The organism is Pseudomonas sp. LFS074, assembly GCF_047978165.1.
GTDB classification, from domain to species: Bacteria; Pseudomonadota; Gammaproteobacteria; order Pseudomonadales; family Pseudomonadaceae; genus Aquipseudomonas; species Aquipseudomonas putida_P.
This window is the reverse complement of record NZ_JBFPFV010000002.1, coordinates 512,546-536,052: the sequence shown is the minus strand read 5'-3', so window position 1 is coordinate 536,052 and position 23,507 is coordinate 512,546. Positions and strand designations below refer to the sequence as shown.

Genomic DNA, 23,507 nt, shown 5'->3' with positions numbered 1-23,507 from the left:
GGATGAGGTTGGGTTTTTCTAAAAAGGCAAAAAAAAACTAAAGCCATTGGCCATGACGACGATAACCATTACGAAGGTTCTGTGTGGCAACCCGCTGCGGTGAGCAGCCATCCCGCCGGAGAACCCTTAACATCCATTCGGCCTACTGCAAGGAAATTGTCATGGCTCTTACCGTCAACACCAACATTGCCTCCCTGTCGGTTCAAAAGAACCTGACCAAAGCGTCCGACTCGCTGACCACCTCGATGACTCGTCTGTCTACCGGTCTGCGGATCAATAGTGCCAAGGACGACGCAGCGGGTTCGCAGATTTCCAACCGTCTGACCAGTCAGACCAACGGCTTGAACGTTGCAATCAAGAACGCGCAGGACGCTAACTCCATCGCTACCGCTGCTGAAGGCGCGCTGCAGGAGTCAACCTCGATTCTGCAGCGTATGCGTGAACTGTCCCTGCAGTCGGCCAACGGCTCGAACAGCTCCGAAGACCAGACCGCGCTGAACCAAGAGTTCAAATCCCTGACCGCAGAGCTGACCCGCATCTCCAAGACCACTACCTTCGGTGGCGGTAACTCCGGTATCAACCTGCTGGATGGCACTGCCGGTAACTCTGGTACTTTGACCTTCCAAGTAGGCGCCAACGCCAACGAAACCGTTTCGTTCACCCTGAGCGACATGGGCGCCAAAGCGCTCAAGGGCAATGCTTCGTTGGCAACGCTGTCGATGTCTGGTGTTATCGCAAGCACCGGTGCTGTAATGAGCTCTGCGAACATCACTATCGGTGATGTGGAAATCGTCATCGCCTCCGGTTCGAGCATTTCGGATGTTGTTAGCGCGATCAACACCAACGTCAGTGGCGTGACTGCCGTACTGGATGAAGATGGTACTGGGATCGTACTGACCTCGGGTGACAACATTGCAACTGTTAGCGCCATCGGTTCTGCAACAGCCACTACTGCTGTTACTTCAGTAGATACCACTTCCTTCACCGTTCAGGATCTGAATATCTCCAACGCTGCGTCTGCCCAGCAGTCCACCCAGGTCATCGACGCCGCCCTGAAGCAAATCGACACCCAGCGTTCGGCTCTGGGTGCCATCCAGAACCGTCTGGACAGCACTATTTCCAACCTGCAGAACGTCGCCGAAAGCGCCACTGCTGCGCTCTCGACCATCCAGGACGTCGACTTCGCGGCCGAAACTGCCGAGATGACTAAGCAGCAGACTCTGCAGTCCGCCGCTACCGCTGTTCTGGCCCAGGCCAACCAGCTGCCTTCCGCCGTTCTGAAGCTGCTGCAGTAATACCGGCCTAACGGCTAAAGATGAGAAAGGGCGCCTTGCGCCCTTTCTTGCTTCCGGTTTGAGGGATGTGATCCATGGACATGAATCTCAATGTGAATTCAGCCTCAGGCAATCTGGCCGGCGCGGCTTCGGTCGGCTCCGCTCAAGGGCGAGCAGATACTCCCGTCGCGAACGATGCTGAGAAGGGCGCTTCGGAAGCAGTCATCCAGACACTGGCACAGGCTGTCGAAAGCCTGCAGAAGATGTCTGAGTCATCCCATCGCAACCTCGACTTTTCCATCGATGAAGGCTCAGGCCAAACCGTGGTCAAGGTCGTGGCGAGCGACACGGGTGAGGTGATTCGGCAGATTCCGTCGGAGGTCGCGCTGAAGTTGGCGCAGAGTCTGAAAGAAGCCGACGGATTGTTGTTCAACGACATGGCTTAAGGGAGTGGCGCGGATCTTGTATGTCAACGGGCCATACGTCATGAATCCGCCACTGAGCAGCGCTAAGCGCCAAATTTTAATAGGGAGCCTGAGCAATGGGCACTTCCGTTAACGGAGTCGGGTCCGGCATCGACATCGACTCGATCGTCTCTGCCCTGGTCTCGGCGCAAAAGGCGCCGAAGCAAAGCCAGATCGATAAGGCAACGACCAAGGCCACTACGAGTCTGTCGGCTATCGGTACGCTGAAAAGCGCGCTGGAGAAGTTCCAAAAGTCTATGGAAGACTTGGCTGAGAACAGCTCGTTCACCGGCATGACCGCCAAATCGTCCAATGAGGAAGCGCTCACTGCCAAGGTTGGCGCCGGTGCGGCTTCAGGCACTTACGTCATCAAGACAACTTCGATCGCCACCAGCTCCAAGGTCGCGACGCAGTATGTTTCCACCGGTACTACTTTCGGAGCCGGTACGTTCACGATTACCCAGGGCTCCGGTTCGCCAACGACCATCAAGGTCGCAAGCGGTGCCACCCTGTCGGATATCCGGGACAGCATCAATACTCAGCTCAAAGACAGTGGTATCACTGCCAATATCATCTCTGACTCCGAAGGTCAGCGCCTAGTGCTGAGTTCCGCGACCACGGGTGAAGGTACTGATATAAGTCTCAGCACCAGTTCGACCACGCTTGAGTCGCTGAAGATCGATGGTGTGAACACCCAGGCGTCCGATACTGCTGGCGGCTATGTTGTAGCCCCTGCTGCCGATGCGGTCTACACCATCGACGGCCTGTCGATGAAGAGCTCCACCAACGAAATCACCACCGCCATCAGTGGAGTCGAGTTCACCCTGCTGGAAGACGACAGCAAGGCGACCATCACCGTCGATACCAACACTGACGGCCTAAAAGAGTCGATCACCTCGTTCGTTGACTCATACAACTCCTTGATGTCCACCATCAAGACCTTGACCACCGTGACCTCCAGCACCGATGACGACGGCAATGCCACTACCACGGCGGCCGCGCTGACCAGCGACTCGACCGTACGTAACATCGTCAGCGGTCTGCGTAACCAACTGATCAGTAACTCCGGCGACGGCGGCACCATCAAGCTGTTGTCACAGCTGGGCGTCTCCACCCAGAACGATGGCACGCTGTCCATCGATGATGACGAATTGGAAGCGGCGCTGGAAAAAAACGCAGCCTCTGTCGAGGGCTTCTTCACCGGCACCAATGGCCTGCTGACCCGCATGTCCACGTCGTTGGATATCTATGCCGATGACGACGGCCTGCTGGACCAGCGCACCGACTCGCTGAACGACACCCTGTCGAATCTGAGCAAGCAGCAGACCAATCTCGATCGCCGCATTGAAAAATACGAGGCGACCATGTACGCCAAGTACAACGCGATGGATACCCTCGTAGCGCAGCTAACGGCTACGAGCGACAGTGTGATGACCACCCTGAACGCCTTGAACAATGCTAGCTCCGACGACTGAACGCGGGCATTGACTCCGAGGGGGTAAAGAAAGCCCCCTCGATGTCGATACAATGTTCAGTGGCGACCATCGCCAAAAAATTCCACAGGGGCACTACAATGAATCGTATGGCTGCGCTTCGCCAATACCGCAACGTCAACACCCAGTCAGAAATCCACGACGCATCTCCGCACCGCTTGATCCAGTTGCTGATGGAAGGTGGCTTGAGCCGTATCGCCCAGGCGCGCGGCTGCATGGAACGTGGTGAAATGTTCGAAAAGGCTAAACTGATCAGCAAGGCTTTGGACATCATCGCGGGCCTGCGCGAAGCGTTGGACTTCAAACAGGGTGGCGATTTGGCGATCGACTATGCGCGTTTGTACGATTTCATGACCCGCCATCTGGTCGAGGCTAACCGTTCCAACAGCGTCAAAGCCCTCGATGAGGTGACCAAGGTGCTGCTGGAGTTGAAGATGGGCTGGGATGGCATTGCTCAGCAAGCTGCGGAGGCACCATGAAGCCCTCGGCCGACGAGCCAGGTTTCACTACGCCGGCGCTTGCTGAGCTGAGCATGGCCCAGCGAGTCAGCGCCGCTCGCGTAGCTCTGGCTGATGCCTTGGCCCGCGAAGACTGGGAAGCGGTCGCCGAGTTGGACCTCGAATGCCGGGCTTGTGTCGAGGCGGTGCTGAGCGAGTCTGGCATCGACCGTGATCAGGTGCGCGAGGATCTCGAAGGCCTGCTGGAACTCTATCGATCGTTGGTCGCGGACGTAAGTGAGGCGCGTCAGGCCATCGCCCGGGAAATGTCCGAATACCGTAAAGCGACTAGCCAGGCGAAGGTTTACAGCATATTCTCCGGCTCGCGCCGTTGAACCTGGGTATTAAGCAAGGTAAGGAAGGCGTTCATGGGGGGGATGGTGTTGCCATACGTCAACTCTCAGCTGCTCGTCAGCTGATAGAGTCAATGCTCCGGCGCCAAGTGGAGTCAGTTGCGTTTTTTTATGATGAAATGAACCCGTTTGACTAAGCAAAGAGCAGCGCTTCGGTATACCATCTGTTCAGTTAACTCGAAACGCCTCTTTCGGGCGCCATAAAATTGACTTTTACAGATTTTCGACTTAACTAGTGTCTATTTATCCATTTCCGGCATCAGAACATGACCAACCGGTCGGCTTTGAGGTAAATACGCCCTTTTGGCGCCGAGAATTGACTAGGGAAGTTGCTATTGCATGTGGCGTGAAACCAAGATTCTGCTGATCGACGACGACAGCGCGCGTCGCCGCGACTTGGCGGTGGTGCTGAACTTTCTCGGCGAAGAAAACCTCGCTTGCTCCAGTCAGGACTGGCAGCAAATGGTCGAGCCATTGTCTTCGAGTCGCGAAGTGCTGTGCGTGCTCATCGGTGCCGTGAACGCTCCGGGCAACCTCCTTGGGCTCGTTAAGACAGTGGCTGCGTGGGATGAGTTCCTTCCGGTGCTGCTTTTAGGTGAAATTTCTTCTGCGGAGTTCCCGGAAGACCTTCGCCGCCGGGTGCTTTCCAACCTGGAAGTGCCGCCAAGCTATAGCCAGCTGCTGGATTCGCTGCACCGTGCCCAGGTCTACCGCGAGATGTACGACCAGGCGCGCGAGCGCGGCCGCCAGCGCGAGCCCAACCTGTTCCGCAGCCTGGTTGGCACCAGCCGTGCCATCCAGCATGTGCGGCAGATGATGCAGCAGGTGGCTGATACTGACGCCAGTGTGCTGATCCTGGGTGAGTCCGGCACCGGCAAGGAAGTGGTGGCGCGTAACCTGCACTACCATTCCAAGCGCCGCGAAGCGCCGTTCGTGCCGGTGAACTGCGGCGCTATTCCGGCCGAGCTGTTGGAAAGCGAACTGTTCGGCCACGAGAAGGGCGCCTTCACCGGTGCCATCACCAGTCGTGCCGGGCGTTTCGAACTGGCCAACGGCGGCACCCTGTTCCTCGACGAAATCGGCGACATGCCGCTGCCGATGCAGGTCAAGCTGCTGCGTGTGTTGCAGGAGCGTACCTTCGAGCGCGTGGGCAGCAACAAGACCCAGAGCATCGACGTGCGCATCATCGCCGCGACCCACAAGAACCTCGAGACCATGATCGAGGAGGGTACGTTCCGCGAAGACTTGTACTACCGCCTGAACGTGTTCCCCATCGAGATGGCGCCGCTGCGTGAGCGGGTGGAAGACATCCCGCTGCTGATGAATGAGCTGATCTCGCGCATGGAGCACGAGAAGCGCGGGTCCATCCGCTTCAACTCCGCGTCGATCATGTCGCTGTGTCGCCACGGCTGGCCGGGCAACGTTCGCGAGCTGGCCAACCTGGTCGAGCGCATGGCGATCATGCACCCGTACGGGGTGATTGGCGTGTCCGAGCTGCCGAAGAAATTCCGTTACGTCGATGACGAAGATGAGCAGATGGTCGACAGCCTGCGCAGCGACCTGGAAGAGCGCGTCGCAATCAACGGCCATACGCCGAACTTCAGCAACCACGCCATGCTGCCACCTGAAGGCCTGGACCTGAAGGACTACCTGGGTAGCCTGGAGCAGGGCCTGATCCAGCAGGCGCTGGACGATGCCAACGGTATCGTTGCGCGCGCGGCTGAACGTTTGCGCATTCGTCGTACCACCCTGGTCGAGAAGATGCGCAAGTACGGCATGAGCCGCCAAGGTGGGGAGGAACAGGCGGAGGATTGACGGTTGGGGCGGGGTGTTCGGCTTGGCGTTGATGGTGCCTGTTAGATCGAGCGCCGCCCGCGCGGCGCTTCGCGGGGCAAGCCCGCTCCCACATTTGTTGCAACGTGCCGAACCTATCAGGCCATGGTTGTCAGCCTTGTTGCCTTGACGCGGTTTCCCGGCTGGCGCTACCGCCGCCTCGCAGGTCCCAAACACTCCGCCAAAGCGGGCAACGCCTCTCCCACCGGCATGGCCACGTTGCAACAAATGTGGGAGCGGGCTTGTCCCGCGAAGCGCCGCGCGGGCGGCGCTCGGTCTCACAGGCGCAGAAAGTGTCAAGGCGAATACCCGCGAAGCGCCGCGCGGGCGGCGCTCGATCTCACCGGCGCAGAAAGTGTCAAGGCGAATACGCACCCCACCCACCCCACATCCCGCAATACTTTTCAGTGCTCCAATCCGTCGCATGCGCCTATGTTTCCTGAACCTTTGTGCGAGGAAACCACATGGAGCGTGCTCAATCCCATCTCTTGCGCCGTGGCCGCTTCTCCATGCCCGGCGGCATGTATCTGTTAACAACCGTAACGAATAATCGAAAGCGAATCTTCACGGATTTTTGGCTGGCCCGAGCGGTGATTCAGCAACTTCGGCAGGCTGAGCGCGAAGGTGCGTGTCAGTCATTGGCCTGGGTTGTGATGCCGGACCATCTCCATTGGTTGATTCAGCTGAACGACTCGACATTATGTAGCTTGATGCGACGATTTAAGTCGCGCAGCAGTCATGCGTTGTATCACCGAGGAATGAGGCGCGAAAAAGTGTGGCAAGCGGGCTATCAGGACCATGCCATTCGGCGAGAGGAAGACATTCGCAGGGTGGCGAAATATGTAATTTGCAACCCATTGCGGGCGGGGTTGGCAAGCAGGGTCGGTGATTATCCACATTGGGACGCCGTATGGGTCTGAGTCATCTGGACGCGGTGAGCGCCGTCCGCGCGGCGCTTCGCGGGACAAGCCCGCTCCCACATTTGTTGCAACGTGGCCATGCCTGTGGGAGAGGCGTTGCCAGCCTTGGTGCAAGGCTTGAGACAAGTGGAGCGGCAGTAGTGCCAACCCAGAAATACAGCCATCCCACCAAGGCTGACAACCATGGCCTGACAGGTTCGGCACGTTGCAACAAATGTGGGAGCGGGCTTGTCCCGCGAAGCGCCGCGCGGGCGGCGCTCGATTTGCGCCCCACCACAAATCTCAAGCCCTGCATTAAACCCCATCTCCGGCACGGCTATTGCTACACCGCTGGCAACACACCGTTTTTATGACGGTCAGCCACGCGAGAGAGCAAGATGCCCCAGGCCGCCCACGTATCCCTAGCCCCCGATCCGCAGGGGCAAACCCCGGTCGAGCAGGACAGCCGCCAGGGTGTCGAACAAGCCTTCGCCCTGTTCAACCAGGTGTCCAGCCAACTGAGCCAGTCCTACAGCCTGCTCGAAGCCCGGGTCAGCGAACTCAAGGGCGAGCTGGCGGTGGTCAGCGCCCAGCGCATCGATGAACTGAGCGAAAAGGAACGCCTGGCCAACCGCCTGCAGAACCTGTTGGACCTGCTGCCTGGCGGGGTGATCGTGATCGATGGTCAGGGCCTGGTGCGCGAGGCCAACCCGGCCGCCTGCGAGCTGCTCGGCGAGCCGCTGGTCGGCCAGTTGTGGCGCCAGGTGATTGCCCGCAGCTTTGCCCCGCGCAAGGATGACGGCCACGAAGTCTCGCTGCGCGACGGCCGTCGCCTGTCCATCGCCACCCGTTCGCTGGATGCCGAGCCTGGCCAGTTGGTGTTGCTCAACGACCTGACCGAAACCCGTCGCCTGCAAGACCAGCTGGCCCGCCACGAGCGCCTGTCTTCGCTGGGGCGCATGGTCGCCTCGCTGGCGCACCAGATCCGCACGCCACTGTCGGCGGCGATGCTCTACGCCAGTCACCTGGCTGATCCCGAGCAAGAGCTGGGCGCGGAAACCCGCCAGCGCTTTGCCGGCACCCTGAAGGAGCGCCTGCACGAGCTGGAACACCAGGTGCGCGACATGCTGGTATTCGCCCGTGGCGAGCTGCCGCTGAATGATCGAGTCACGCCAAAAGCCTTGTTCCAGGCCCTGCAGCAGGCTGCCCAGGCGCATGTGCAAGGGCACGCCGTGCGCTGGCAGTGCGACAGCCACCTGGGTGAGCTGCTGTGCAACCGCGACACCCTGGTTGGTGCATTGCTCAACCTGATCGAAAATGCGCTGCAAGCCAGCGACGGCCCGGCGCGACTGAAGGTGCACCTGTTCCGCCGCGAGCGCAGCCTGCATCTGTGTGTAAGCGATGCCGGCAGTGGTATCGATGGCGACCTGCTCGGCCGCCTGGGCGAGCCGTTCCTGACCACCAAGGCTACCGGTACCGGCTTGGGCCTGGCCGTGGTCAAGGCCGTGGTGCGCGCGCACCAGGGTACGCTGCGCCTGCGCTCGAAGGTTAGCCGTGGTACCTGTGTGCGGGTGGAGCTGCCGTTGATCGACGGGCAACTGGCGGAGGGCATGTAATGGCGATCAAGGTGCTGCTGGTCGAGGACGACCGCGTATTGCGCCAGGCGCTGGGCGATACCCTGGAAATCGGCGGCTTCGCCTACCAGGCGGTGGGCAGTGCCGAAGAAGCGCTGGAAGCAGTACTGGAGGAGGCCTTCAGCCTGGTAGTCAGCGATGTGAACATGCCTGGCATGGATGGGCACCAACTGCTGGCCCAGCTGCGCCGCCAGCAACCGCAACTGCCCGTGCTGCTGATGACCGCGCATGCCGCGGTGGAGCGTGCCGTCGAGGCGATGCGCCAAGGGGCTGCCGACTATCTGGTCAAGCCATTCGAACCCAAGGCCTTGCTCAGCCTGGTCGAGCGGCATGCCGCCGGGCGCGTGGCTGAAGAGGAAGGCCCGGTGGCCTGCGAGCCGGCCAGTCGACAGTTGCTGGAGCTGGCCACGCGGGTGGCGCGCAGTGACTCGACCGTGCTGATTTCCGGCGAATCCGGTACCGGCAAGGAAGTGCTGGCGCGCTTCATTCACCAGCAGTCGCCGCGGGCGGCGCAGCCCTTCGTGGCGATCAATTGTGCTGCCATCCCCGACAACATGCTCGAGGCCACCCTGTTCGGCCACGAGAAGGGTGCCTTCACCGGCGCCATCGCTGCCCAGGCCGGCAAGTTCGAGCAGGCCGAAGGTGGCACCTTGCTGCTCGATGAAATCTCGGAAATGCCAATGGCCTTGCAGGCCAAGCTGCTGCGCGTGCTGCAGGAGCGCGAGGTGGAGCGGGTGGGCGGGCGCAAGCCTATCAGCCTGGATATACGCGTGCTGGCCACCACCAACCGTGACCTGGCTGGCGAAGTGGCGGCCGGGCGTTTCCGTGAAGACTTGTACTACCGCCTGTCGGTGTTCCCCCTGGCCTGGCGCCCGCTGCGCGAACGCCCGGGTGACATCCTGCAACTGGCCGAGCGCCTGTTGGCACGCCACGTGGCGAAGATGAAGCACGCCCCGGTGCAGCTGTCGCCCCAGGCCCGAGCCTGCCTGCAGGCGTATGCCTGGCCGGGCAACGTACGCGAACTGGACAACGCCCTGCAGCGGGCGCTGATCCTGCAGCAGGGCGGGGTGATCGAGGCGGCGGATTTTTGTCTGGCAGGCGCCATTCCATTGTCGGCTGGCATCGAGCCATCACCTGAGGTGGTAGCCGAGCCTGTTGGGCTGGGCGATGACATGCGTCGTCATGAGTACCAGATGATCATCGACACCCTGCGCGCTGAGCGCGGCCGCCGCAAAGAGGCCGCCGAACGCCTGGGGATAAGCCCGCGTACCCTGCGCTACAAGCTGGCGCAGATGCGCGATGCCGGGTTTGACGTCGAGGCCAGCCTGTTCGGCTGATTGACACCGCATCCTGCTGCGCGTGCGCCCCTTGTGGGAGCGGGTTTACCCGCGAACACCGGCGAAGCCGGTGCCATACACCGTGTCGCATTCTTCGCGGGTGAACCCGCTCCCACAGGGCTATGTTGCCTGAACCCTGTAGGCTGGCACCTTTGTTGCTTTAGGTTGGCTATTCGCCGCATCACTGTCAAAAAAATGCGGCCGCAGGAGAGAGAAGGGTCATGAGCCAAGGTGTTGAATTCAATCGTCTGATGCTGGACATGCGGGCCATGCAGGCCGATGCCATGTCGCTGCCAAAGGTGGCCGCCGCCCCCGAGTTGGCACCCGGGCAAAGTACCTTTGCCGACATGCTCGGCCAGGCTATCGGCAAGGTGCATGAGACGCAGCAGGCTTCGACCCAGCTGGCCAACGCCTTCGAGATCGGCAAGAGTGGCGTCGACCTGACCGACGTGATGATCGCTTCGCAAAAGGCCAGCGTGTCGATGCAGGCCCTGACCCAGGTACGCAACAAGCTGGTCCAGGCGTACCAGGACATCATGCAGATGCCGGTTTGAGGACGGACGTAAACCATGGCTGAAGCAGTCGTCGACAACCCCCCTGCCAAAAGCGGCCCGCCCGCGGCCAAGCCGCCGCTGTTCGGCATGGCGTTTCTGGAAAACATCGCGCAGATGCCCATGCTGCGTCAGATCGGCCTTCTGGTCGGCCTGGCCGCCAGCGTGGCGATCGGCTTTGCCGTGGTGCTGTGGTCGCAACAACCCGATTACCGTCCGCTGTACGGCAGCCTGGCGGGCATGGACACCAAGCAGGTCATGGATACCCTGGCCGCCGCCGACATCCCCTACAACGTCGAGCCCAATTCCGGTGCTCTGCTGGTCAAGGCCGACGACCTCTCCCGTGCGCGCCTGAAACTGGCGGCCGCCGGCGTGGCACCGAGCGATGGCAACGTCGGCTTCGAGTTGCTCGACAAGGAGCAGGGCCTGGGCACCAGCCAGTTCATGGAAGCCACCCGTTACCGTCGCAGCCTGGAAGGCGAGCTGGCGCGTACCGTGTCCAGCCTGAACAACGTCAAGGGCGCGCGCGTGCACCTGGCCATTCCGAAAAGCTCGGTGTTCGTGCGTGACGAACGCAAGCCCAGCGCCTCGGTACTGGTCGAACTGTACCCGGGCCGTGCCCTGGAAGCAGGGCAGGTGATGGCCATCGTCAACCTGGTCGCCACCAGCGTGCCGGAACTGGACAAGTCCCAGGTCACAGTAGTCGACCAGAAGGGCAACCTGCTGTCCGAGCAGATCCAGGACACCGCCCTGACCCAGGCAGGCAAGCAGTTCGACTACAGCCGCCGGGTAGAAAGCATGCTCACCCAGCGGGTACACAACATCCTGCAGCCGGTGCTGGGCAATGACCGCTACAAGGCCGAAGTGTCTGCCGACCTGGACTTCAGCGCGGTCGAGTCCACCTCCGAGCAGTTCAACCCCGACCAGCCGGCGCTGCGCAGCGAGCAATCGGTCGACGAACAACGTGCCAGCAGCCAAGGCCCACAAGGTGTGCCTGGCGCGCTGAGCAACCAGCCGCCAGGCGCTGCATCGGCACCGCAGACAACCGGTGGCGCCGCCACGCCGGCTGCTGCCATCCAGCCAGGCCAGCCGCTGGTGGATGCCAATGGTCAGCAGATCATGGACCCGGCCACCGGCCAGCCTATGCTTGCGCCGTATCCGTCGGATAAACGTCAGCAGAGTACCAAGAACTTCGAGCTCGACCGCTCCATCAGCCATACCCGCCAGCAGCAGGGGCGCATGACCCGCCTGTCGGTGGCGGTAGTGGTGGACGATCAGGTCAAGATCGACCCGGCCACCGGCGACACCACCCGTGCGCCTTGGGGCGCCGAGGACCTGGCACGCTTCACGCGCCTGGTACAGGACGCGGTCGGCTTCGATGCCAGCCGTGGCGACAGCGTGACGGTGATCAACGTGCCGTTCGCCGCCGACCGTGGCGAAGAGATCGCCGATATCGCCTTCTACCAGCAGCCGTGGTTCTGGGACATCGTCAAGCAGGTGCTGGGCGTGGTGTTCATCCTGGTACTGGTATTCGGTGTGTTGCGGCCGGTACTGAACAATATTACAGGGGGCGGCAAGCAGGCTGCCCCGGACAGCGACATGGAGCTGGGCGGCATGATGGGTCTGGATGGCGAACTGGCCAACGACCGCGTCACTCTGGGTGGCCCGACAAGCATTCTGCTGCCTAGCCCCAGCGAGGGTTACGAGGCACAGCTCAACGCAATCAAAGGCCTGGTGGCCGAAGACCCGGGCCGCGTTGCCCAGGTCGTGAAAGAGTGGATCAACGCCGATGAGTGACAACCGAGCCGTTACCGCCAAGCTGAGCCGCGTCGACAAGGCGGCAATCCTCCTGCTTTCTTTGGGCGAGACCGACGCGGCCCAGGTGCTGCGGCACATGGGGCCAAAGGAAGTACAGCGGGTGGGTGTGGCCATGGCCCAGATGGGCAATGTGCACCGTGACCAGGTCGAGCAGGTGATGAGCGAGTTCGTCGAAATCGTCGGCGACCAGACCAGCCTGGGCGTGGGCTCCGATGCCTACATCCGCAAGATGCTCAACCAGGCACTGGGCGAGGACAAGGCCAACGGCCTGGTCGACCGCATCCTGCTCGGTGGCAACACCAGTGGCCTGGACAGCCTCAAGTGGATGGAGCCGCGCGCCGTTGCCGATGTGATCCGCTACGAGCACCCGCAGATCCAGGCCATCGTGGTCGCCTACCTCGACCCCGACCAGGCCGGCGAAGTGCTGAGCAACTTCGACCACAAGGTGCGCCTGGACATCGTCCTGCGCGTGTCGTCGCTGAACACTGTGCAACCGGCGGCGTTGAAGGAGCTGAACCAGATCCTCGAGAAGCAGTTCTCGGGCAATTCCAACGCGGCACGTACCACCTTGGGTGGCATCAAGCGCGCCGCCGACATCATGAACTTCCTCGACAGCTCGGTGGAAGGTGCGCTGATGGACGCGATCCGCGAGATCGACAGCGACCTGTCGGAGCAGATCGAAGACCTGATGTTCGTCTTCAACAACCTGGCCGATGTCGACGACCGTGGCATTCAGGCGCTGCTGCGCGAAGTCTCGTCCGACGTGCTGGTGGTATCGCTCAAGGGCGCCGACGAGCGGGTCAAGGACAAGATCTTCAAGAACATGTCCAAACGTGCCTCGGAGCTGTTGCGCGACGACCTGGAGGCCAAGGGGCCGGTGCGGGTCAGCGACGTGGAAACGGCGCAGAAGGAAATCCTCACCATCGCCCGCCGCATGGCCGAGGCCGGCGAGATCGTGCTCGGCGGCAAGGGTGCCGAGGAAATGATCTGACACTGATGGTGAACCCACCGTTGACCTTGTGGGAGCGGGCGTGCCCGCGAAGCAGGCGCCGCGGTGGATGGCACGGGCGTTGCCCGTGTTCGCGGGCATGCCCGCTCCCACAGAGACCCGCGTTGGTCGAACATGCGTTGAGTACCTGAAAACATGTCCACCAAAGAACATCACCCCAGCGACCTGATCCGCGCCCGCGACCTCGAAGGCGTGGACGTATGGGCGCTGCCCAGCTTCGACCCGGAACCCGAGCCTGAGCCCGAACCGGAGCCGGAGCCCGAGGTAGTCGAGGAAGAAGTCGAGGAAGTGCCGCTGGAAGAAGTCCAGCCACTGACCCTGGAAGAACTCGAGGCCATCCGCCAGGAAGCCTACAACGAAGGCTTTGCCACCGGTGAGCGCGAGGGCTTCCATAGCACCCAGCTCAAGGTCCGCCAGGAAGCCGAAGAGGCCCTGAAGACCAAGCTGGAAAGCCTCGACCGGCTGATGACCAACCTGATGGAGCCGATCGCTGAGCAAGACACGCAGATCGAGAAGGCCCTGGTCCACCTGGTTGCTCACATGACCCGCCAGGTAATCGGTCGCGAACTGCGGAGTGATTCCAGCCAGATCACCCAGGTACTGCGCGAAGCGCTCAAGCTGCTGCCCATGGGCGCGGACAATATCCGCATCCATCTCAACCCGCAGGATTTCGAGCTGGCCAAGGCCCTGCGCGAGCGCCATGAGGAAAGCTGGCGGCTGCTCGAGGACAGCGCGCTGCTACCAGGCGGCTGCCGTATCGAGACCGCGCACAGCCGCATCGACGCGACCATGGAAACCCGCATCGAGAAAGCCGTGGCGCAACTGTTCGATCAGTTGCACGACCATTCGCTGCACCCGGCGGCAGCGGATATGTCCATTGATCTGGACAGCCTGGTGGATACCCCGGATGCACCTTGAACGCACCAGCTTCGGCAAACGCCTGGGCAGTTATGCCGAGGCCATCGAACTGCCGGCCCAGCCCATCGTCGAAGGCCGCCTGCTGCGCATGGTTGGCCTCACCCTGGAAGCCGAAGGCCTGCGCGCTGCAGTCGGCAGCCGCTGCCTGGTAATCAACGACGACAGTTATCACCCGGTGCAGGTCGAAGCCGAAGTCATGGGTTTTGCCGGGCCCAAGGTATTCCTCATGCCGGTCGGCAGCATCGTCGGCATCGCTCCCGGCGCCCGGGTGGTGCCGCTGGATGACGGCGGCCGCCTGCCCATGGGCATGAGCATGCTCGGCCGGGTGCTCGACGGCGCCGGCCGTGCGCTGGATGGCAAGGGCGGGATGAAGGCCGAGGACTGGGTGCCGATGGACGGCCCGGTGATCAACCCGTTGAACCGCGACCCCATCAGCAAGCCGCTGGATGTGGGTATCCGCAGCATCAATGGCCTGCTCACCGTCGGTCGCGGCCAGCGCCTGGGCTTGTTCGCCGGTACCGGCGTGGGCAAGTCGGTGTTGCTGGGCATGATGACCCGCTTCACCGAAGCCGAAATCATCGTCGTCGGCCTGATCGGTGAGCGGGGCCGCGAGGTCAAGGAATTCATCGAGCATATCCTTGGTGAGGAAGGCCTCAAGCGCTCGGTTGTGGTCGCTTCGCCAGCCGACGATGCGCCGCTGATGCGCCTGCGCGCCGCCATGTACTGTACACGTATCGCCGAGTACTTCCGCGACAAGGGCAAGAACGTGCTGTTGCTGATGGACTCGCTGACTCGTTTCGCCCAGGCCCAGCGTGAAATTGCCCTCGCCATCGGCGAACCGCCGGCCACCCGGGGTTACCCGCCGTCGGTGTTCGCCAAGCTGCCCAAGCTGGTGGAGCGGGCCGGCAACGGCGAGCCAGGTGGTGGTTCGATCACCGCGTTCTACACTGTGCTGTCCGAGGGTGACGACCAGCAGGACCCGATTGCCGACTCGGCGCGTGGTGTGCTCGATGGCCACTTCGTGCTGTCGCGGCGGTTAGCCGAGGAAGGCCATTACCCGGCTATCGACATCGAAGCCTCGATCAGTCGGGTCATGCCTCAGGTGGTCGATGCAGACCATTTGCGCCAGGCGCAAAAGTTCAAGCAGCTGTGGTCGCGCCTGTCGCAAAGCCGTGACCTGATCAGTGTGGGTGCCTACGTGGCGGGTGGTGACCCGGAAACCGATCTGGCCATCGCCCTGCAGTCGAAGCTGGTGGAGTTTCTGCGCCAGGGCCTGCGCGAGAACGTGGGCATGGCGCAAAGCCGTGACCAGCTGGGGGCGATCTTCACGCCCCCGGCAGGCTGATAAGCCATGGCGCTGCCTGGACGTGCCGCGCGCCTGGCGCCGGTGGTGGACATGGCCGAAGAGGCCGAGCGCAAGGCGGCGCAGCGCCTTGGGCAGTTCCAGCAGCAGGTGGCCACTGCCCAGGCCAAGCTGGCCGAGCTCGAGCGGTTTCGCGAGGATTACCAGCTGCAGTGGATCAACCGCGGCGGGCAGGGGGTAAACGGTAGCTGGCTGGTCAATTACCAGCGCTTCCTCGGGCAGCTGGAAACGGCCATGACTCAGCAGCGCCAGAGCCTGGTCTGGCACCAGAACAACCTCAACAACGCCCGCGGCACCTGGCAGCAGGCCTATGCCCGGGTGGAAGGCCTGCGCAAGCTGGTACAGCGCTATCTGGAGGAAGCCCGGCGGGCCGAAGACAAGCGCGAGCAGCGCCTGCTCGACGAGCTGTCACAACGCCTGCCGCGGCAGAATCACCTATAGCCTGTACTAGCCTCTTCGCGGGTAAACCCGCTCCTACAGGCACGGCGCAGGATTCGAATTTGTGAAGGTCCTGTGGGAGCGGGTTAACCCGCGAAGAGGCCGGGACAGGCAGCCCACATGCTTGCCACCCCCGCCATCGCCTGCTAAACCTTTATGGAGTTGCATCCGCCATCATCGAAGGAATCGCTAGCATGGCAGTCGAGACTGATTTTTCGCAGGACGGGAAAAAGCTGACGATAAAGATCAAGGGGCGCTTCGATTTCGGCAAGCACCAGGAATTTCGCGACGCCTACGAACGCCAGTCCAGCCGGCCAGATTCGGTGGTCGTCGACCTGAAGGACACTACCTACCTCGACAGTTCCGCGCTCGGCATGCTGCTGTTGCTACGTGACCATGCGGGCGGCGATGATTCGGATGTGCGTGTGGTGCATGCCAGCTCCGACGTGCGCAAGATACTCGCCATCTCCAATTTCGAAAAACTCTTCGATATCAGTTGAGCGCCGACATGCCGGCCGAACAGGCGTTGACCGTGCTGGTGGCCGAAGACGGTGCCGCCGACCGCCTGCTGCTGGCGCAGATCGTGCGCCGTCAGGGTCATCAGGTATTTACCGCGGAAAACGGCGAGCAGGCGGTGGCGTTGTTCGTCGAGCGGCGCCCGCAACTGGTGCTGCTGGATGCGCTGATGCCGGTGATGGATGGCTTCGAGGCGGCGCGACAGATCAAGGCCCTGGCCGGCGAAGCGCTGGTGCCGATCATTTCCCTGACTTCATTGAACGAGGAGGAAGGCCTGGTGCGCTGCCTGGAGGCAGGGGGCGACGACTTCATGGCCAAGCCCTACAGTGCGGTGATCCTTGGTGCCAAGATCCGCGCCATGGACCGACTGCGCCGGCTGCAGGCCACCGTGCTGGAGCAGCGTGACCAGATTGCCCGGCACCACCACCACCTGCTCAACGAGCAGCGGGTGGCCAAGGCGGTGTTCGACAAGGTGGCCCACTCCGGCTGCCTTGCCGCGCCTAACATCCGCTACCTGCAATCGCCCTATGCGCTGTTCAATGGCGACCTGATGCTGGCCGCGTTCACCCCGTCCGGCGACATGCGTGTGCTGCTCGGCGACTTTACCGGTCACGGCCTGCCGGCGGCGGTAGGGGCGATGCCGCTGGCCGAAGTGTTCTACGGCATGACTGCCAAGGGCTACGGCATGGCGCAGGTCCTGCGCGAGATGAACGCCAAGCTCAAGCGCATCTTGCCGGTGGACATGTTCTGTTGTGCGCTGCTGCTCAACCTCAGCATGCAGCGCGGTTCGGTGGAGGTGTGGAACGGCGGTATGCCTGATGGCTATCGCCTGGCAGTGGATGGCCAGGTGCTGTCGGCGCTGGGTTCGCGACACCTGCCGCTGGGCATCCTGGACGCCGAGCGTTTCGATGACAGTACCGAAGTGCTGCCGCTGGCGCCGGGTGAGCGCCTGCTGCTGCTTTCGGACGGCGTGCTCGACACGGCCGACGACCAGGAGCGCCTGTTCGGCGTGCAGCGCCTGCGCAGGGTGCTGGCCGACAACCGTGACCCGGCGCGGCTGTTCGACGAAGTGATGCAGGCCCTGGAGCGCTTTGGCGGGCGCCTGCGCGATGACATCAGCCTGTGCGACATTCGTATGTTCTGTGCCGAGGAGCGGGTGCCGGCGCCGATGATCTACTCTGATAGCGGCCGCTCCAGCCCGCTGGACTGGTCGCTGGGGTTCGAGGTGCGTGGCGAGATCCTCAAACGCTTCAACCCGGTGCCGTACCTGGTGCAGTTGTTGCAGGAGATTCACGGCCTGCGTGCGCGCACCGGCAACCTGCACAGTGTGCTCAGCGAGCTTTATTCAAACGCGCTGGAGCATGGCGTGCTGGGCCTGGATTCGCAGCTCAAGCGCGATGGCCAAGGCTTTGCAGACTATTATCAAGAGCGAGCCCGGCGCCTCGGGGTGTTGACCGACGGTTATGTGCGCATCGATTTCAAGGTTGAACCGCATGCCGACGGCGGGCGTCTGATGATCGAGGTCCGTGACAGTGGTGCCGGGTTCGATGTGCAGGGCGTGCTGTCGCGGCCCACGCTGGAGCAGGGGCTGAGCGGGCGTGGCCTGAATCTGGTTCGGCGGCTGGCCAGCAGCGCGTGCTGGAGTGAAGGCGGGCGTTGCGCGCATGTGGAGTTCGTCTGGTGAGCCACGGGTTGGCTCGGGCATAATCTGGCTTGATCAAGGAGTGAACAAGTGACTGACATGCATATTGACCACAAGGTACTCAGCGACCTGCGTGAGGTCATGGAAGATGGCTACCTGCAGTTGGTGCAAACCTTTCTTGACGACTCCGAGCGGCGCCTGGGCCAGTTGCATGCGGCCAAAAATGCCGAAGAGCTCGGTTCTGCGGCCCACAGTTTCAAGGGTAGTAGCAGCAATATGGGCGCGGTTGCACTGGCCAGCCTGTGCCACCAACTGGAGGAGCGCGCACGGCGGCCCCCGCTGTATGGCATCGAAGACCTGATCACCCGCATCGACCAAGAGTTCGTCGAGGTGCAGCGCTTCTACCGAGGTGAGCAACAACGCATTTCGGCGGGTTGATACACGACTTGGCGCGAGTCTTGCCTGTCTCTGGCTGGATGATTTTTTTGTTTCTGGCGCGGAGACCGCTCGATGCCTGTCGCACCCAACCCATTGCTGCAAGGTAACGCCGTTGCCAATACCTCGCGTTCGGCCTCCGCACAGGCCGACAAGCCGCTGCAGGCGCCGGGCGACAAGGGTGACGGCTTCGGCCAGGTGATGGCCAGGCAGGGCCGCGACAAGGCCGCAGGGCAGGACGACAAGGTCGCCCAGGCCAAGCCAGAGGCGGCGCAGGGCGGCAAGAAAGCCGCTGCCGACAAACTCGCAGTTGCCGATGACGGCAAACAATTGCCAGCCGACGACCAGGCCAAGGCTGACACCGGCTTGCGCGATGCCAGCCTGGTGGCCGGCCAGGTAACCGACGCCCAGCCTGGCGCTCAACTGATCCAGGCGCAGGCCGAGGCGGTGGCGCCGGTGTTGCAGGCCGCCGCGGCGCAGGTCACCGCCGAGCTGCCCGAGGAGCCGGCCGCCGAGGAAGCCTTCGATCCCGACGCCGATCCTCTGGCCAACTTGCCGACCTTGCGTCTGGCGCTGGAGCAAAGCGCCCAGGCCAAAGGGGGGACTTCGGCGCATGCCCTGGACGCTTCGCAGGCTCAGGGCGAGGAGGGGCCGATGGCCGTCAATACCTTGGCGAATCTGGTCGAGAATGCCGGGGGTGAAGCGGGCGAGCCCGGCGACAAGGCCTTTGCTGCCTTGCTCGAAGATGGCCTGAAGGACACCAAGGGCGCTGGCAGCGATACGCGCATCGACGATTTCGCCAACCGCCTGGCCAACCTGACCCAGGCCGCCACGGCCAAGACCGCCAATGCCGTGCCGGCCAACGCCAGCCCATTGCACCAACCGCTGCCGATGAGCCAGAACGCCTGGGCCGAGGGCCTGGTCAACCGGGTCATGTACCTGTCCAGCCAGAACCTGAAGTCGGCGGATATCCAGCTGGAGCCGGCTGAACTGGGCCGCCTGGACATTCGCGTCAATGTTGCGACGGACCAGTCGACCCAGGTCACCTTCATCAGCGGCCACGCCGGCGTGCGTGACGCCCTCGACAGCCAGGTGCACCGCCTGCGCGAGCTGTTCGCCCAGCAGGGGCTGGCACAGCCGGATGTCAACGTGGCCGACCAGTCGCGCGGGCAGCAGCAACAGCAGCAGGGTCAGGCGCAGGGCAGCAACCTGTCCGGGGTGGCGGCGCGCCGGGCCGAGCAGGGCGGGGCCGAGGCAGTCGATAGCGCCCGGCCTGTGGAGCAGCAGATGGTTGTTGGCGACAGTGCGGTCGATTATTACGCGTAGATCCCGATTGCCTGTACTGGCCTCTTCGCGGGTAAACCCGCTCCCACAAGTACAGCGCAGGGTTCGAAGCCTGTGGAGGTCCTGTGGGAGCGGGTTCACCCGCGAAGAAGCCAGCCCGGTTGTCCCTGCTGAAAACTCCCTTCTGCAAAATCTGGCATAACACTTGCTCAAGCCAAGCCATTCTCCCTTGAACCCCCGATGGACGACGGATTATTGGCATGGCGAAGAGCGAAGCAGTCAAAGACCCCGCCACTAAAGGCAAACTCAAGCTGATCCTGCTGGCAGTAGTGGGCCTGTTGCTGGCGATCGGCCTGTCGGTGGGCGCTACCTGGTTCATCATGCACAAGAGCGAGCCGGCCCCGGCCGCCGATCCTGCAGCCAGCAACGTCAAGCCAGCGGCTATCTACGAAGCACTGACCCCGGCCTTCGTGGTCAACTTCAACCAGAACGGTCGCCAGCGCTACATGCAGGTGAGCATCACCCTGCAAGCGCGCAACCAGGCCGACCTGGATGCGCTCAAGGTGCACATGCCGGTGATCCGCAACAACCTGGTGATGATGTTCTCCGGGCAAGGCTTCGACACCCTGGCCGGCAGCCCGGTGGGGCAGGAAATGCTGCGTCAGAAGGCCACTGCAGTGGTCCAGGAAGTGGCGCAGAAGGAAGTCGGCAAGCCGGTCGTCGACCAGTTGCTGTTCACCAATTTCGTATTGCAGTAGGAGTCCGCAATGGCCGTACAGGACCTGCTGTCCCAGGATGAAATCGATGCCCTGTTGCATGGCGTCGACGACGGGCTGGTGCAGACCGAGAGTGCATCCGAGCCTGGCAGCATCAAAAGCTACGACCTGACCAGTCAGGACCGTATCGTGCGGGGTCGCATGCCGACCCTGGAAATGATCAACGAGCGCTTCGCCCGCTACACCCGTATCAGCATGTTCAACCTGCTGCGCCGCTCCGCCGACGTGGCGGTGGGTGGCGTGCAGGTGATGAAGTTTGGCGAATACGTGCACTCGCTGTACGTGCCGACCAGCCTCAACCTGGTCAAGATCAAGCCGCTGCGCGGCACTTCGCTGTTCATCCTCGATGCCAAGCTGGTGTTCAAGCTGGTGGACAACTTCTTCGGCGGCGATGGCCGCCATGCCAAGATCGAAGGCCGCGAGTTCACCCCCACCGAGTTGCGCGTGGTGCGCATGGTGCTGGACCAGTGCTTCGTCGACCTCAAGGAAGCCTGGCAGGCAATCATGCCGGTCACCTTCGAGTACATGAACTCCGAGGTCAACCCGGCCATGGCCAACATTGTCGGCCCCAGCGAGGCGGTGGTGGTGTCCACTTTCCACATCGAACTGGACGGCGGTGGCGGCGACCTGCATGTGACCATGCCGTACTCGATGATCGAGCCGGTGCGGGAAATGCTCGACGCCGGTTTCCAGTCCGACCTGGACGACCAGGACGAGCGCTGGGTCAAGGCCCTGCGCGAAGACGTGCTGGATGTTGCCGTGCCGCTGACCGCCACCGTAGCCCGTCGCCAGTTGAAGCTGCGCGACATCCTGCACATGCAGCCTGGCGACGTGATCCCGGTGGAGCTGCCCGAGCACCTGGTGCTGCGTGCCAACGGCGTGCCGTCGTTCAAGGCGCGCCTGGGTTCGCACAAGGGCAACCTGGCGCTGCAGATCATCGACCCGATCGAACGCCGCTGACGGCGTGCCGATCGCACATAACGAATTGAATGCCTGTCGAGGAAACCATGGCTAACGAAAACGAGATTACCTCCGCAGAGGACCAGGCGCTGGCCGATGAGTGGGCTGCGGCACTGGAAGAAACCGGTGCAGCCGGCCAGGCCGACATTGATGCACTGCTGGGTGGTGACACCGGCAGCAGCACCAGCGGGCCGGGACGCCTGCCGATGGAGGAGTTCGCCAGCTCGCCGAAGCCGAACGAAAACGTCAGCCTCGAAGGCCCGAACCTGGACGTGATCCTGGATATCCCGGTGAACATTTCCATGGAAGTGGGCAGCACCGAGATCAACATCCGCAACCTGCTGCAGCTCAACCAGGGCTCGGTGATCGAGCTCGACCGCCTGGCCGGCGAACCGCTCGACGTGCTGGTCAACGGCACGCTGATCGCCCATGGCGAGGTAGTGGTGGTCAACGAGAAGTTCGGCATCCGCCTGACCGACGTGATCAGCCCCAGCGAACGTATCAAGAAGCTGCGCTGAGTGAAGGGCACGATGCGCGCCATCGCGGCGGCTGCCGCGCTGCTCGCCAGCCAGGCTTGCCTGGCCGCTGCCACACCGGCGGCCACACCGGCAACCGCACCTGGCAGCCTCGGTGGGCAGCTGGCGCAGATGGTTTTCGGCCTGCTGCTGGTGGTCGGCCTGATCTTCTTCCTGGCCTGGTTGCTGCGGCGTCTGCAAAGCACGGCGGTGAAGGGCGGGCAGGTGATCGAGATCGTCGGCAGCCGGGCCATCGGCCCGCGTGACCGCCTGCTGCTGGTGCAAGTGGGCAAGGAGCAGATCCTGATCGGCCATACCCCTGGCAGCATCGAGGCCCTGCATGTGCTGGCCGAGCCCGTGGAAGTGCCGGAAAACGCCCGCCAGGCGACGCCGGAGTTTGCCCAGCGGCTGATGGAGCTGATGGGCAAGGACCCTAAGGACAAGAAGTGATGAGTGGCGCGCTGCGTGTGTTGTTGACTCTGGCGCTGCTGCTGGCTGCGCCGCTGGCCCTGGGTGCCGACCCGCTGTCGATCCCGGCCATTACCCTGTCCAATACCCCGGACGGGCAGCAGGAATATTCGGTCAGCCTGCAGATCCTGCTGATCATGACTGCGCTCAGCTTCATCCCTGCGTTCGTCATCCTGATGACCAGCTTCACCCGCATCATCATCGTGTTCTCGATCCTGCGTCAGGCCTTGGGCCTGCAGCAGACGCCGTCGAACCAGTTGCTGACCGGCATGGCGCTGTTCCTGACCATGTTCATCATGGCGCCGGTGTTCGACCGGGTGAACCAGGACGCCCTGCAGCCGTACCTGAAGGAGCAGATGACCGCCCAGCAGGCCATCGACAAGGCCCAGGGGCCGCTCAAGGACTTCATGCTGGCACAAACCCGGCAAAGCGACCTCGACCTGTTCATGCGCCTGTCCAAGCGTACAGACATCGCCGGCCCGGACCAGGTGCCGCTGACGATCCTGGTGCCGGCGTTCGTCACCTCCGAGCTGAAGACCGCGTTCCAGATCGGTTTCATGATTTTCATCCCGTTCCTGATCATCGACATGGTGGTGGCCAGCGTGCTGATGGCCATGGGCATGATGATGCTGTCGCCACTGATCATCTCGCTGCCGTTCAAGATCATGCTGTTCGTGCTGGTCGATGGCTGGGCGCTGATCATGGGTACCCTGGCCAGTAGTTTCGGCGGCGTCTGACGCCGTCAAGGAGAGCCGCCGATGACACCTGAAGTCGCTGTCGACCTGTTCCGTGATGCGTTATGGCTTACCACGCTGATGGTTGCCGTGCTGGTGGTGCCGAGCCTGCTGGTGGGCCTGGTGGTGGCGATGTTCCAGGCCGCCACGCAGATCAACGAACAGACCCTGAGTTTCCTGCCGCGCCTGTTGGTGATGCTGGTGACGTTGATCATCGCCGGGCCGTGGCTGGTGCAGAAGTTCATGGAGTACATCACCAGTCTCTACACCAACATCCCGCAGCTGATCGGTTGACG

Annotated in this window: 25 protein-coding genes; all 25 read left to right on the top strand. The window is 62.5% G+C overall.

Annotated elements, in window-relative coordinates; translation table 11 throughout:
* The first annotated feature begins 161 nt into the window (after nucleotides 1-161).
* A complete protein-coding gene (locus ACNQP3_RS20565; RefSeq protein WP_264316417.1) occupies nucleotides 162-1,295 on the top strand; it encodes a flagellin in 1,134 nt (377 codons plus the stop codon).
* A gap of 74 nt (nucleotides 1,296-1,369) precedes the next feature.
* Nucleotides 1,370-1,720, top strand: coding sequence for a flagellar protein FlaG (locus tag ACNQP3_RS20560; protein ID WP_264316416.1), 351 nt, complete (start codon nucleotides 1,370-1,372; stop codon nucleotides 1,718-1,720).
* Nucleotides 1,721-1,815: 95 nt separating this feature from the next.
* Nucleotides 1,816-3,213 carry a flagellar filament capping protein FliD gene (gene fliD, locus ACNQP3_RS20555; protein WP_264316415.1) on the top strand — a complete coding sequence of 466 codons (1,398 nt, stop codon included), beginning with the start codon at nucleotides 1,816-1,818 and terminating at the stop codon, nucleotides 3,211-3,213.
* Nucleotides 3,214-3,311: 98 nt separating this feature from the next.
* The gene (gene fliS, locus ACNQP3_RS20550; protein WP_264316414.1) at nucleotides 3,312-3,710 is read left to right on the top strand and encodes a flagellar export chaperone FliS; all 399 of its coding nucleotides are present in this window, start codon (nucleotides 3,312-3,314) and stop codon (nucleotides 3,708-3,710) included.
* Nucleotides 3,707-4,063: a flagellar protein FliT gene (locus ACNQP3_RS20545; protein ID WP_264316413.1), complete on the top strand. Its 357-nt coding sequence runs from the start codon at nucleotides 3,707-3,709 to the stop codon at nucleotides 4,061-4,063. The genes fliS and ACNQP3_RS20545 overlap by 4 nt, the downstream gene beginning before the upstream one ends.
* Before the next feature lie 357 nt (nucleotides 4,064-4,420).
* Nucleotides 4,421-5,896, top strand: a complete 1,476-nt coding sequence (gene fleQ, locus ACNQP3_RS20540; protein ID WP_264316412.1) for a transcriptional regulator FleQ — start codon at nucleotides 4,421-4,423, stop codon at nucleotides 5,894-5,896.
* Nucleotides 5,897-6,378: 482 nt separating this feature from the next.
* Entirely contained in the window at nucleotides 6,379-6,834 is a 456-nt protein-coding gene (locus ACNQP3_RS20535) for an REP-associated tyrosine transposase (protein ID WP_264316411.1), read from the top strand.
* A gap of 377 nt (nucleotides 6,835-7,211) precedes the next feature.
* Nucleotides 7,212-8,429, top strand: a complete 1,218-nt coding sequence (locus ACNQP3_RS20530; protein WP_264316410.1) for a sensor histidine kinase — start codon at nucleotides 7,212-7,214, stop codon at nucleotides 8,427-8,429.
* Complete coding sequence (locus tag ACNQP3_RS20525) at nucleotides 8,429-9,784, top strand: sigma-54-dependent transcriptional regulator (RefSeq protein ID WP_264316409.1); 1,356 nt, start codon at nucleotides 8,429-8,431, stop codon at nucleotides 9,782-9,784. Before ACNQP3_RS20530 ends, ACNQP3_RS20525 begins: the two co-directional genes overlap by 1 nt.
* Nucleotides 9,785-10,005: 221 nt before the next feature.
* The gene (fliE, locus tag ACNQP3_RS20520) at nucleotides 10,006-10,338 is read left to right on the top strand and encodes a flagellar hook-basal body complex protein FliE (protein WP_013973606.1); all 333 of its coding nucleotides are present in this window, start codon (nucleotides 10,006-10,008) and stop codon (nucleotides 10,336-10,338) included.
* Between the two features lie 15 nt (nucleotides 10,339-10,353).
* Complete coding sequence (fliF, locus tag ACNQP3_RS20515; RefSeq protein WP_264316408.1) at nucleotides 10,354-12,132, top strand: flagellar basal-body MS-ring/collar protein FliF; 1,779 nt, start codon at nucleotides 10,354-10,356, stop codon at nucleotides 12,130-12,132.
* The gene (gene fliG / locus ACNQP3_RS20510) at nucleotides 12,125-13,144 is read left to right on the top strand and encodes a flagellar motor switch protein FliG (RefSeq protein WP_013973604.1); all 1,020 of its coding nucleotides are present in this window, start codon (nucleotides 12,125-12,127) and stop codon (nucleotides 13,142-13,144) included. The genes fliF and fliG overlap by 8 nt, the downstream gene beginning before the upstream one ends.
* Before the next feature lie 153 nt (nucleotides 13,145-13,297).
* Nucleotides 13,298-14,080 carry a flagellar assembly protein FliH gene (gene fliH, locus ACNQP3_RS20505; protein ID WP_196184481.1) on the top strand — a complete coding sequence of 261 codons (783 nt, stop codon included), beginning with the start codon at nucleotides 13,298-13,300 and terminating at the stop codon, nucleotides 14,078-14,080.
* A complete protein-coding gene (gene fliI / locus ACNQP3_RS20500; RefSeq protein WP_013973602.1) occupies nucleotides 14,070-15,425 on the top strand; it encodes a flagellar protein export ATPase FliI in 1,356 nt (451 codons plus the stop codon). The genes fliH and fliI overlap by 11 nt, the downstream gene beginning before the upstream one ends.
* Nucleotides 15,426-15,431: 6 nt before the next feature.
* Nucleotides 15,432-15,884, top strand: coding sequence for a flagellar export protein FliJ (gene fliJ, locus ACNQP3_RS20495; protein ID WP_013973601.1), 453 nt, complete (start codon nucleotides 15,432-15,434; stop codon nucleotides 15,882-15,884).
* 191 nt (nucleotides 15,885-16,075) lie between these two features.
* The gene (locus ACNQP3_RS20490) at nucleotides 16,076-16,381 is read left to right on the top strand and encodes an STAS domain-containing protein (protein WP_264316407.1); all 306 of its coding nucleotides are present in this window, start codon (nucleotides 16,076-16,078) and stop codon (nucleotides 16,379-16,381) included.
* 8 nt (nucleotides 16,382-16,389) lie between these two features.
* Entirely contained in the window at nucleotides 16,390-18,081 is a 1,692-nt protein-coding gene (locus ACNQP3_RS20485) for a fused response regulator/phosphatase (RefSeq protein ID WP_264316406.1), read from the top strand.
* 48 nt (nucleotides 18,082-18,129) lie between these two features.
* Entirely contained in the window at nucleotides 18,130-18,477 is a 348-nt protein-coding gene (locus ACNQP3_RS20480) for an Hpt domain-containing protein (RefSeq protein WP_264316405.1), read from the top strand.
* Nucleotides 18,478-18,549: 72 nt separating this feature from the next.
* On the top strand, nucleotides 18,550-19,800 hold the full coding sequence (locus ACNQP3_RS20475; RefSeq protein WP_264316404.1) for a flagellar hook-length control protein FliK: 1,251 nt from the start codon (nucleotides 18,550-18,552) through the stop codon (nucleotides 19,798-19,800).
* 218 nt (nucleotides 19,801-20,018) lie between these two features.
* Entirely contained in the window at nucleotides 20,019-20,516 is a 498-nt protein-coding gene (fliL, locus tag ACNQP3_RS20470) for a flagellar basal body-associated protein FliL (RefSeq protein ID WP_013973596.1), read from the top strand.
* A gap of 9 nt (nucleotides 20,517-20,525) precedes the next feature.
* A complete protein-coding gene (fliM, locus tag ACNQP3_RS20465) occupies nucleotides 20,526-21,494 on the top strand; it encodes a flagellar motor switch protein FliM (RefSeq protein ID WP_013973595.1) in 969 nt (322 codons plus the stop codon).
* 47 nt (nucleotides 21,495-21,541) lie between these two features.
* Nucleotides 21,542-22,012: a flagellar motor switch protein FliN gene (gene fliN, locus ACNQP3_RS20460; RefSeq protein WP_024087456.1), complete on the top strand. Its 471-nt coding sequence runs from the start codon at nucleotides 21,542-21,544 to the stop codon at nucleotides 22,010-22,012.
* A 12-nt stretch (nucleotides 22,013-22,024) separates the two neighbouring features.
* Nucleotides 22,025-22,459, top strand: a complete 435-nt coding sequence (gene fliO / locus ACNQP3_RS20455) for a flagellar biosynthetic protein FliO (protein ID WP_013973593.1) — start codon at nucleotides 22,025-22,027, stop codon at nucleotides 22,457-22,459.
* Nucleotides 22,459-23,214: a flagellar type III secretion system pore protein FliP gene (gene fliP, locus ACNQP3_RS20450; RefSeq protein ID WP_038410037.1), complete on the top strand. Its 756-nt coding sequence runs from the start codon at nucleotides 22,459-22,461 to the stop codon at nucleotides 23,212-23,214. Before fliO ends, fliP begins: the two co-directional genes overlap by 1 nt.
* A gap of 21 nt (nucleotides 23,215-23,235) precedes the next feature.
* Nucleotides 23,236-23,505, top strand: coding sequence for a flagellar biosynthesis protein FliQ (gene fliQ, locus ACNQP3_RS20445; RefSeq protein ID WP_013973591.1), 270 nt, complete (start codon nucleotides 23,236-23,238; stop codon nucleotides 23,503-23,505).
* Nucleotides 23,506-23,507: the final 2 nt, after the last annotated feature.

What these genes read in the sequence shown, in the direction of transcription:
- fliP (WP_038410037.1), top strand. Translation starts at nt 22,459, where the DNA reads ATGAGTGGCGCGCTGCGTGTGTTGTTGACTCTGGCGCTGCTGCTGGCT.
- ACNQP3_RS20545 (WP_264316413.1), top strand. Translation starts at nt 3,707, where the DNA reads ATGAAGCCCTCGGCCGACGAGCCAGGTTTCACTACGCCGGCGCTTGCT.
- ACNQP3_RS20490 (WP_264316407.1), top strand. Translation starts at nt 16,076, where the DNA reads ATGGCAGTCGAGACTGATTTTTCGCAGGACGGGAAAAAGCTGACGATA.
- fliE (WP_013973606.1), top strand. Translation starts at nt 10,006, where the DNA reads ATGAGCCAAGGTGTTGAATTCAATCGTCTGATGCTGGACATGCGGGCC.
- fliQ (WP_013973591.1), top strand. Translation starts at nt 23,236, where the DNA reads ATGACACCTGAAGTCGCTGTCGACCTGTTCCGTGATGCGTTATGGCTT.
- fliO (WP_013973593.1), top strand. Translation starts at nt 22,025, where the DNA reads ATGCGCGCCATCGCGGCGGCTGCCGCGCTGCTCGCCAGCCAGGCTTGC.
- fliH (WP_196184481.1), top strand. Translation starts at nt 13,298, where the DNA reads ATGTCCACCAAAGAACATCACCCCAGCGACCTGATCCGCGCCCGCGAC.
- ACNQP3_RS20565 (WP_264316417.1), top strand. Translation starts at nt 162, where the DNA reads ATGGCTCTTACCGTCAACACCAACATTGCCTCCCTGTCGGTTCAAAAG.
- fleQ (WP_264316412.1), top strand. Translation starts at nt 4,421, where the DNA reads ATGTGGCGTGAAACCAAGATTCTGCTGATCGACGACGACAGCGCGCGT.
- fliS (WP_264316414.1), top strand. Translation starts at nt 3,312, where the DNA reads ATGAATCGTATGGCTGCGCTTCGCCAATACCGCAACGTCAACACCCAG.
- fliL (WP_013973596.1), top strand. Translation starts at nt 20,019, where the DNA reads ATGGCGAAGAGCGAAGCAGTCAAAGACCCCGCCACTAAAGGCAAACTC.
- ACNQP3_RS20475 (WP_264316404.1), top strand. Translation starts at nt 18,550, where the DNA reads ATGCCTGTCGCACCCAACCCATTGCTGCAAGGTAACGCCGTTGCCAAT.
- fliG (WP_013973604.1), top strand. Translation starts at nt 12,125, where the DNA reads ATGAGTGACAACCGAGCCGTTACCGCCAAGCTGAGCCGCGTCGACAAG.
- fliN (WP_024087456.1), top strand. Translation starts at nt 21,542, where the DNA reads ATGGCTAACGAAAACGAGATTACCTCCGCAGAGGACCAGGCGCTGGCC.
- fliF (WP_264316408.1), top strand. Translation starts at nt 10,354, where the DNA reads ATGGCTGAAGCAGTCGTCGACAACCCCCCTGCCAAAAGCGGCCCGCCC.
- fliI (WP_013973602.1), top strand. Translation starts at nt 14,070, where the DNA reads ATGCACCTTGAACGCACCAGCTTCGGCAAACGCCTGGGCAGTTATGCC.
- ACNQP3_RS20560 (WP_264316416.1), top strand. Translation starts at nt 1,370, where the DNA reads ATGGACATGAATCTCAATGTGAATTCAGCCTCAGGCAATCTGGCCGGC.
- ACNQP3_RS20535 (WP_264316411.1), top strand. Translation starts at nt 6,379, where the DNA reads ATGGAGCGTGCTCAATCCCATCTCTTGCGCCGTGGCCGCTTCTCCATG.
- ACNQP3_RS20530 (WP_264316410.1), top strand. Translation starts at nt 7,212, where the DNA reads ATGCCCCAGGCCGCCCACGTATCCCTAGCCCCCGATCCGCAGGGGCAA.
- ACNQP3_RS20525 (WP_264316409.1), top strand. Translation starts at nt 8,429, where the DNA reads ATGGCGATCAAGGTGCTGCTGGTCGAGGACGACCGCGTATTGCGCCAG.
- fliD (WP_264316415.1), top strand. Translation starts at nt 1,816, where the DNA reads ATGGGCACTTCCGTTAACGGAGTCGGGTCCGGCATCGACATCGACTCG.
- ACNQP3_RS20485 (WP_264316406.1), top strand. Translation starts at nt 16,390, where the DNA reads ATGCCGGCCGAACAGGCGTTGACCGTGCTGGTGGCCGAAGACGGTGCC.
- fliM (WP_013973595.1), top strand. Translation starts at nt 20,526, where the DNA reads ATGGCCGTACAGGACCTGCTGTCCCAGGATGAAATCGATGCCCTGTTG.
- fliJ (WP_013973601.1), top strand. Translation starts at nt 15,432, where the DNA reads ATGGCGCTGCCTGGACGTGCCGCGCGCCTGGCGCCGGTGGTGGACATG.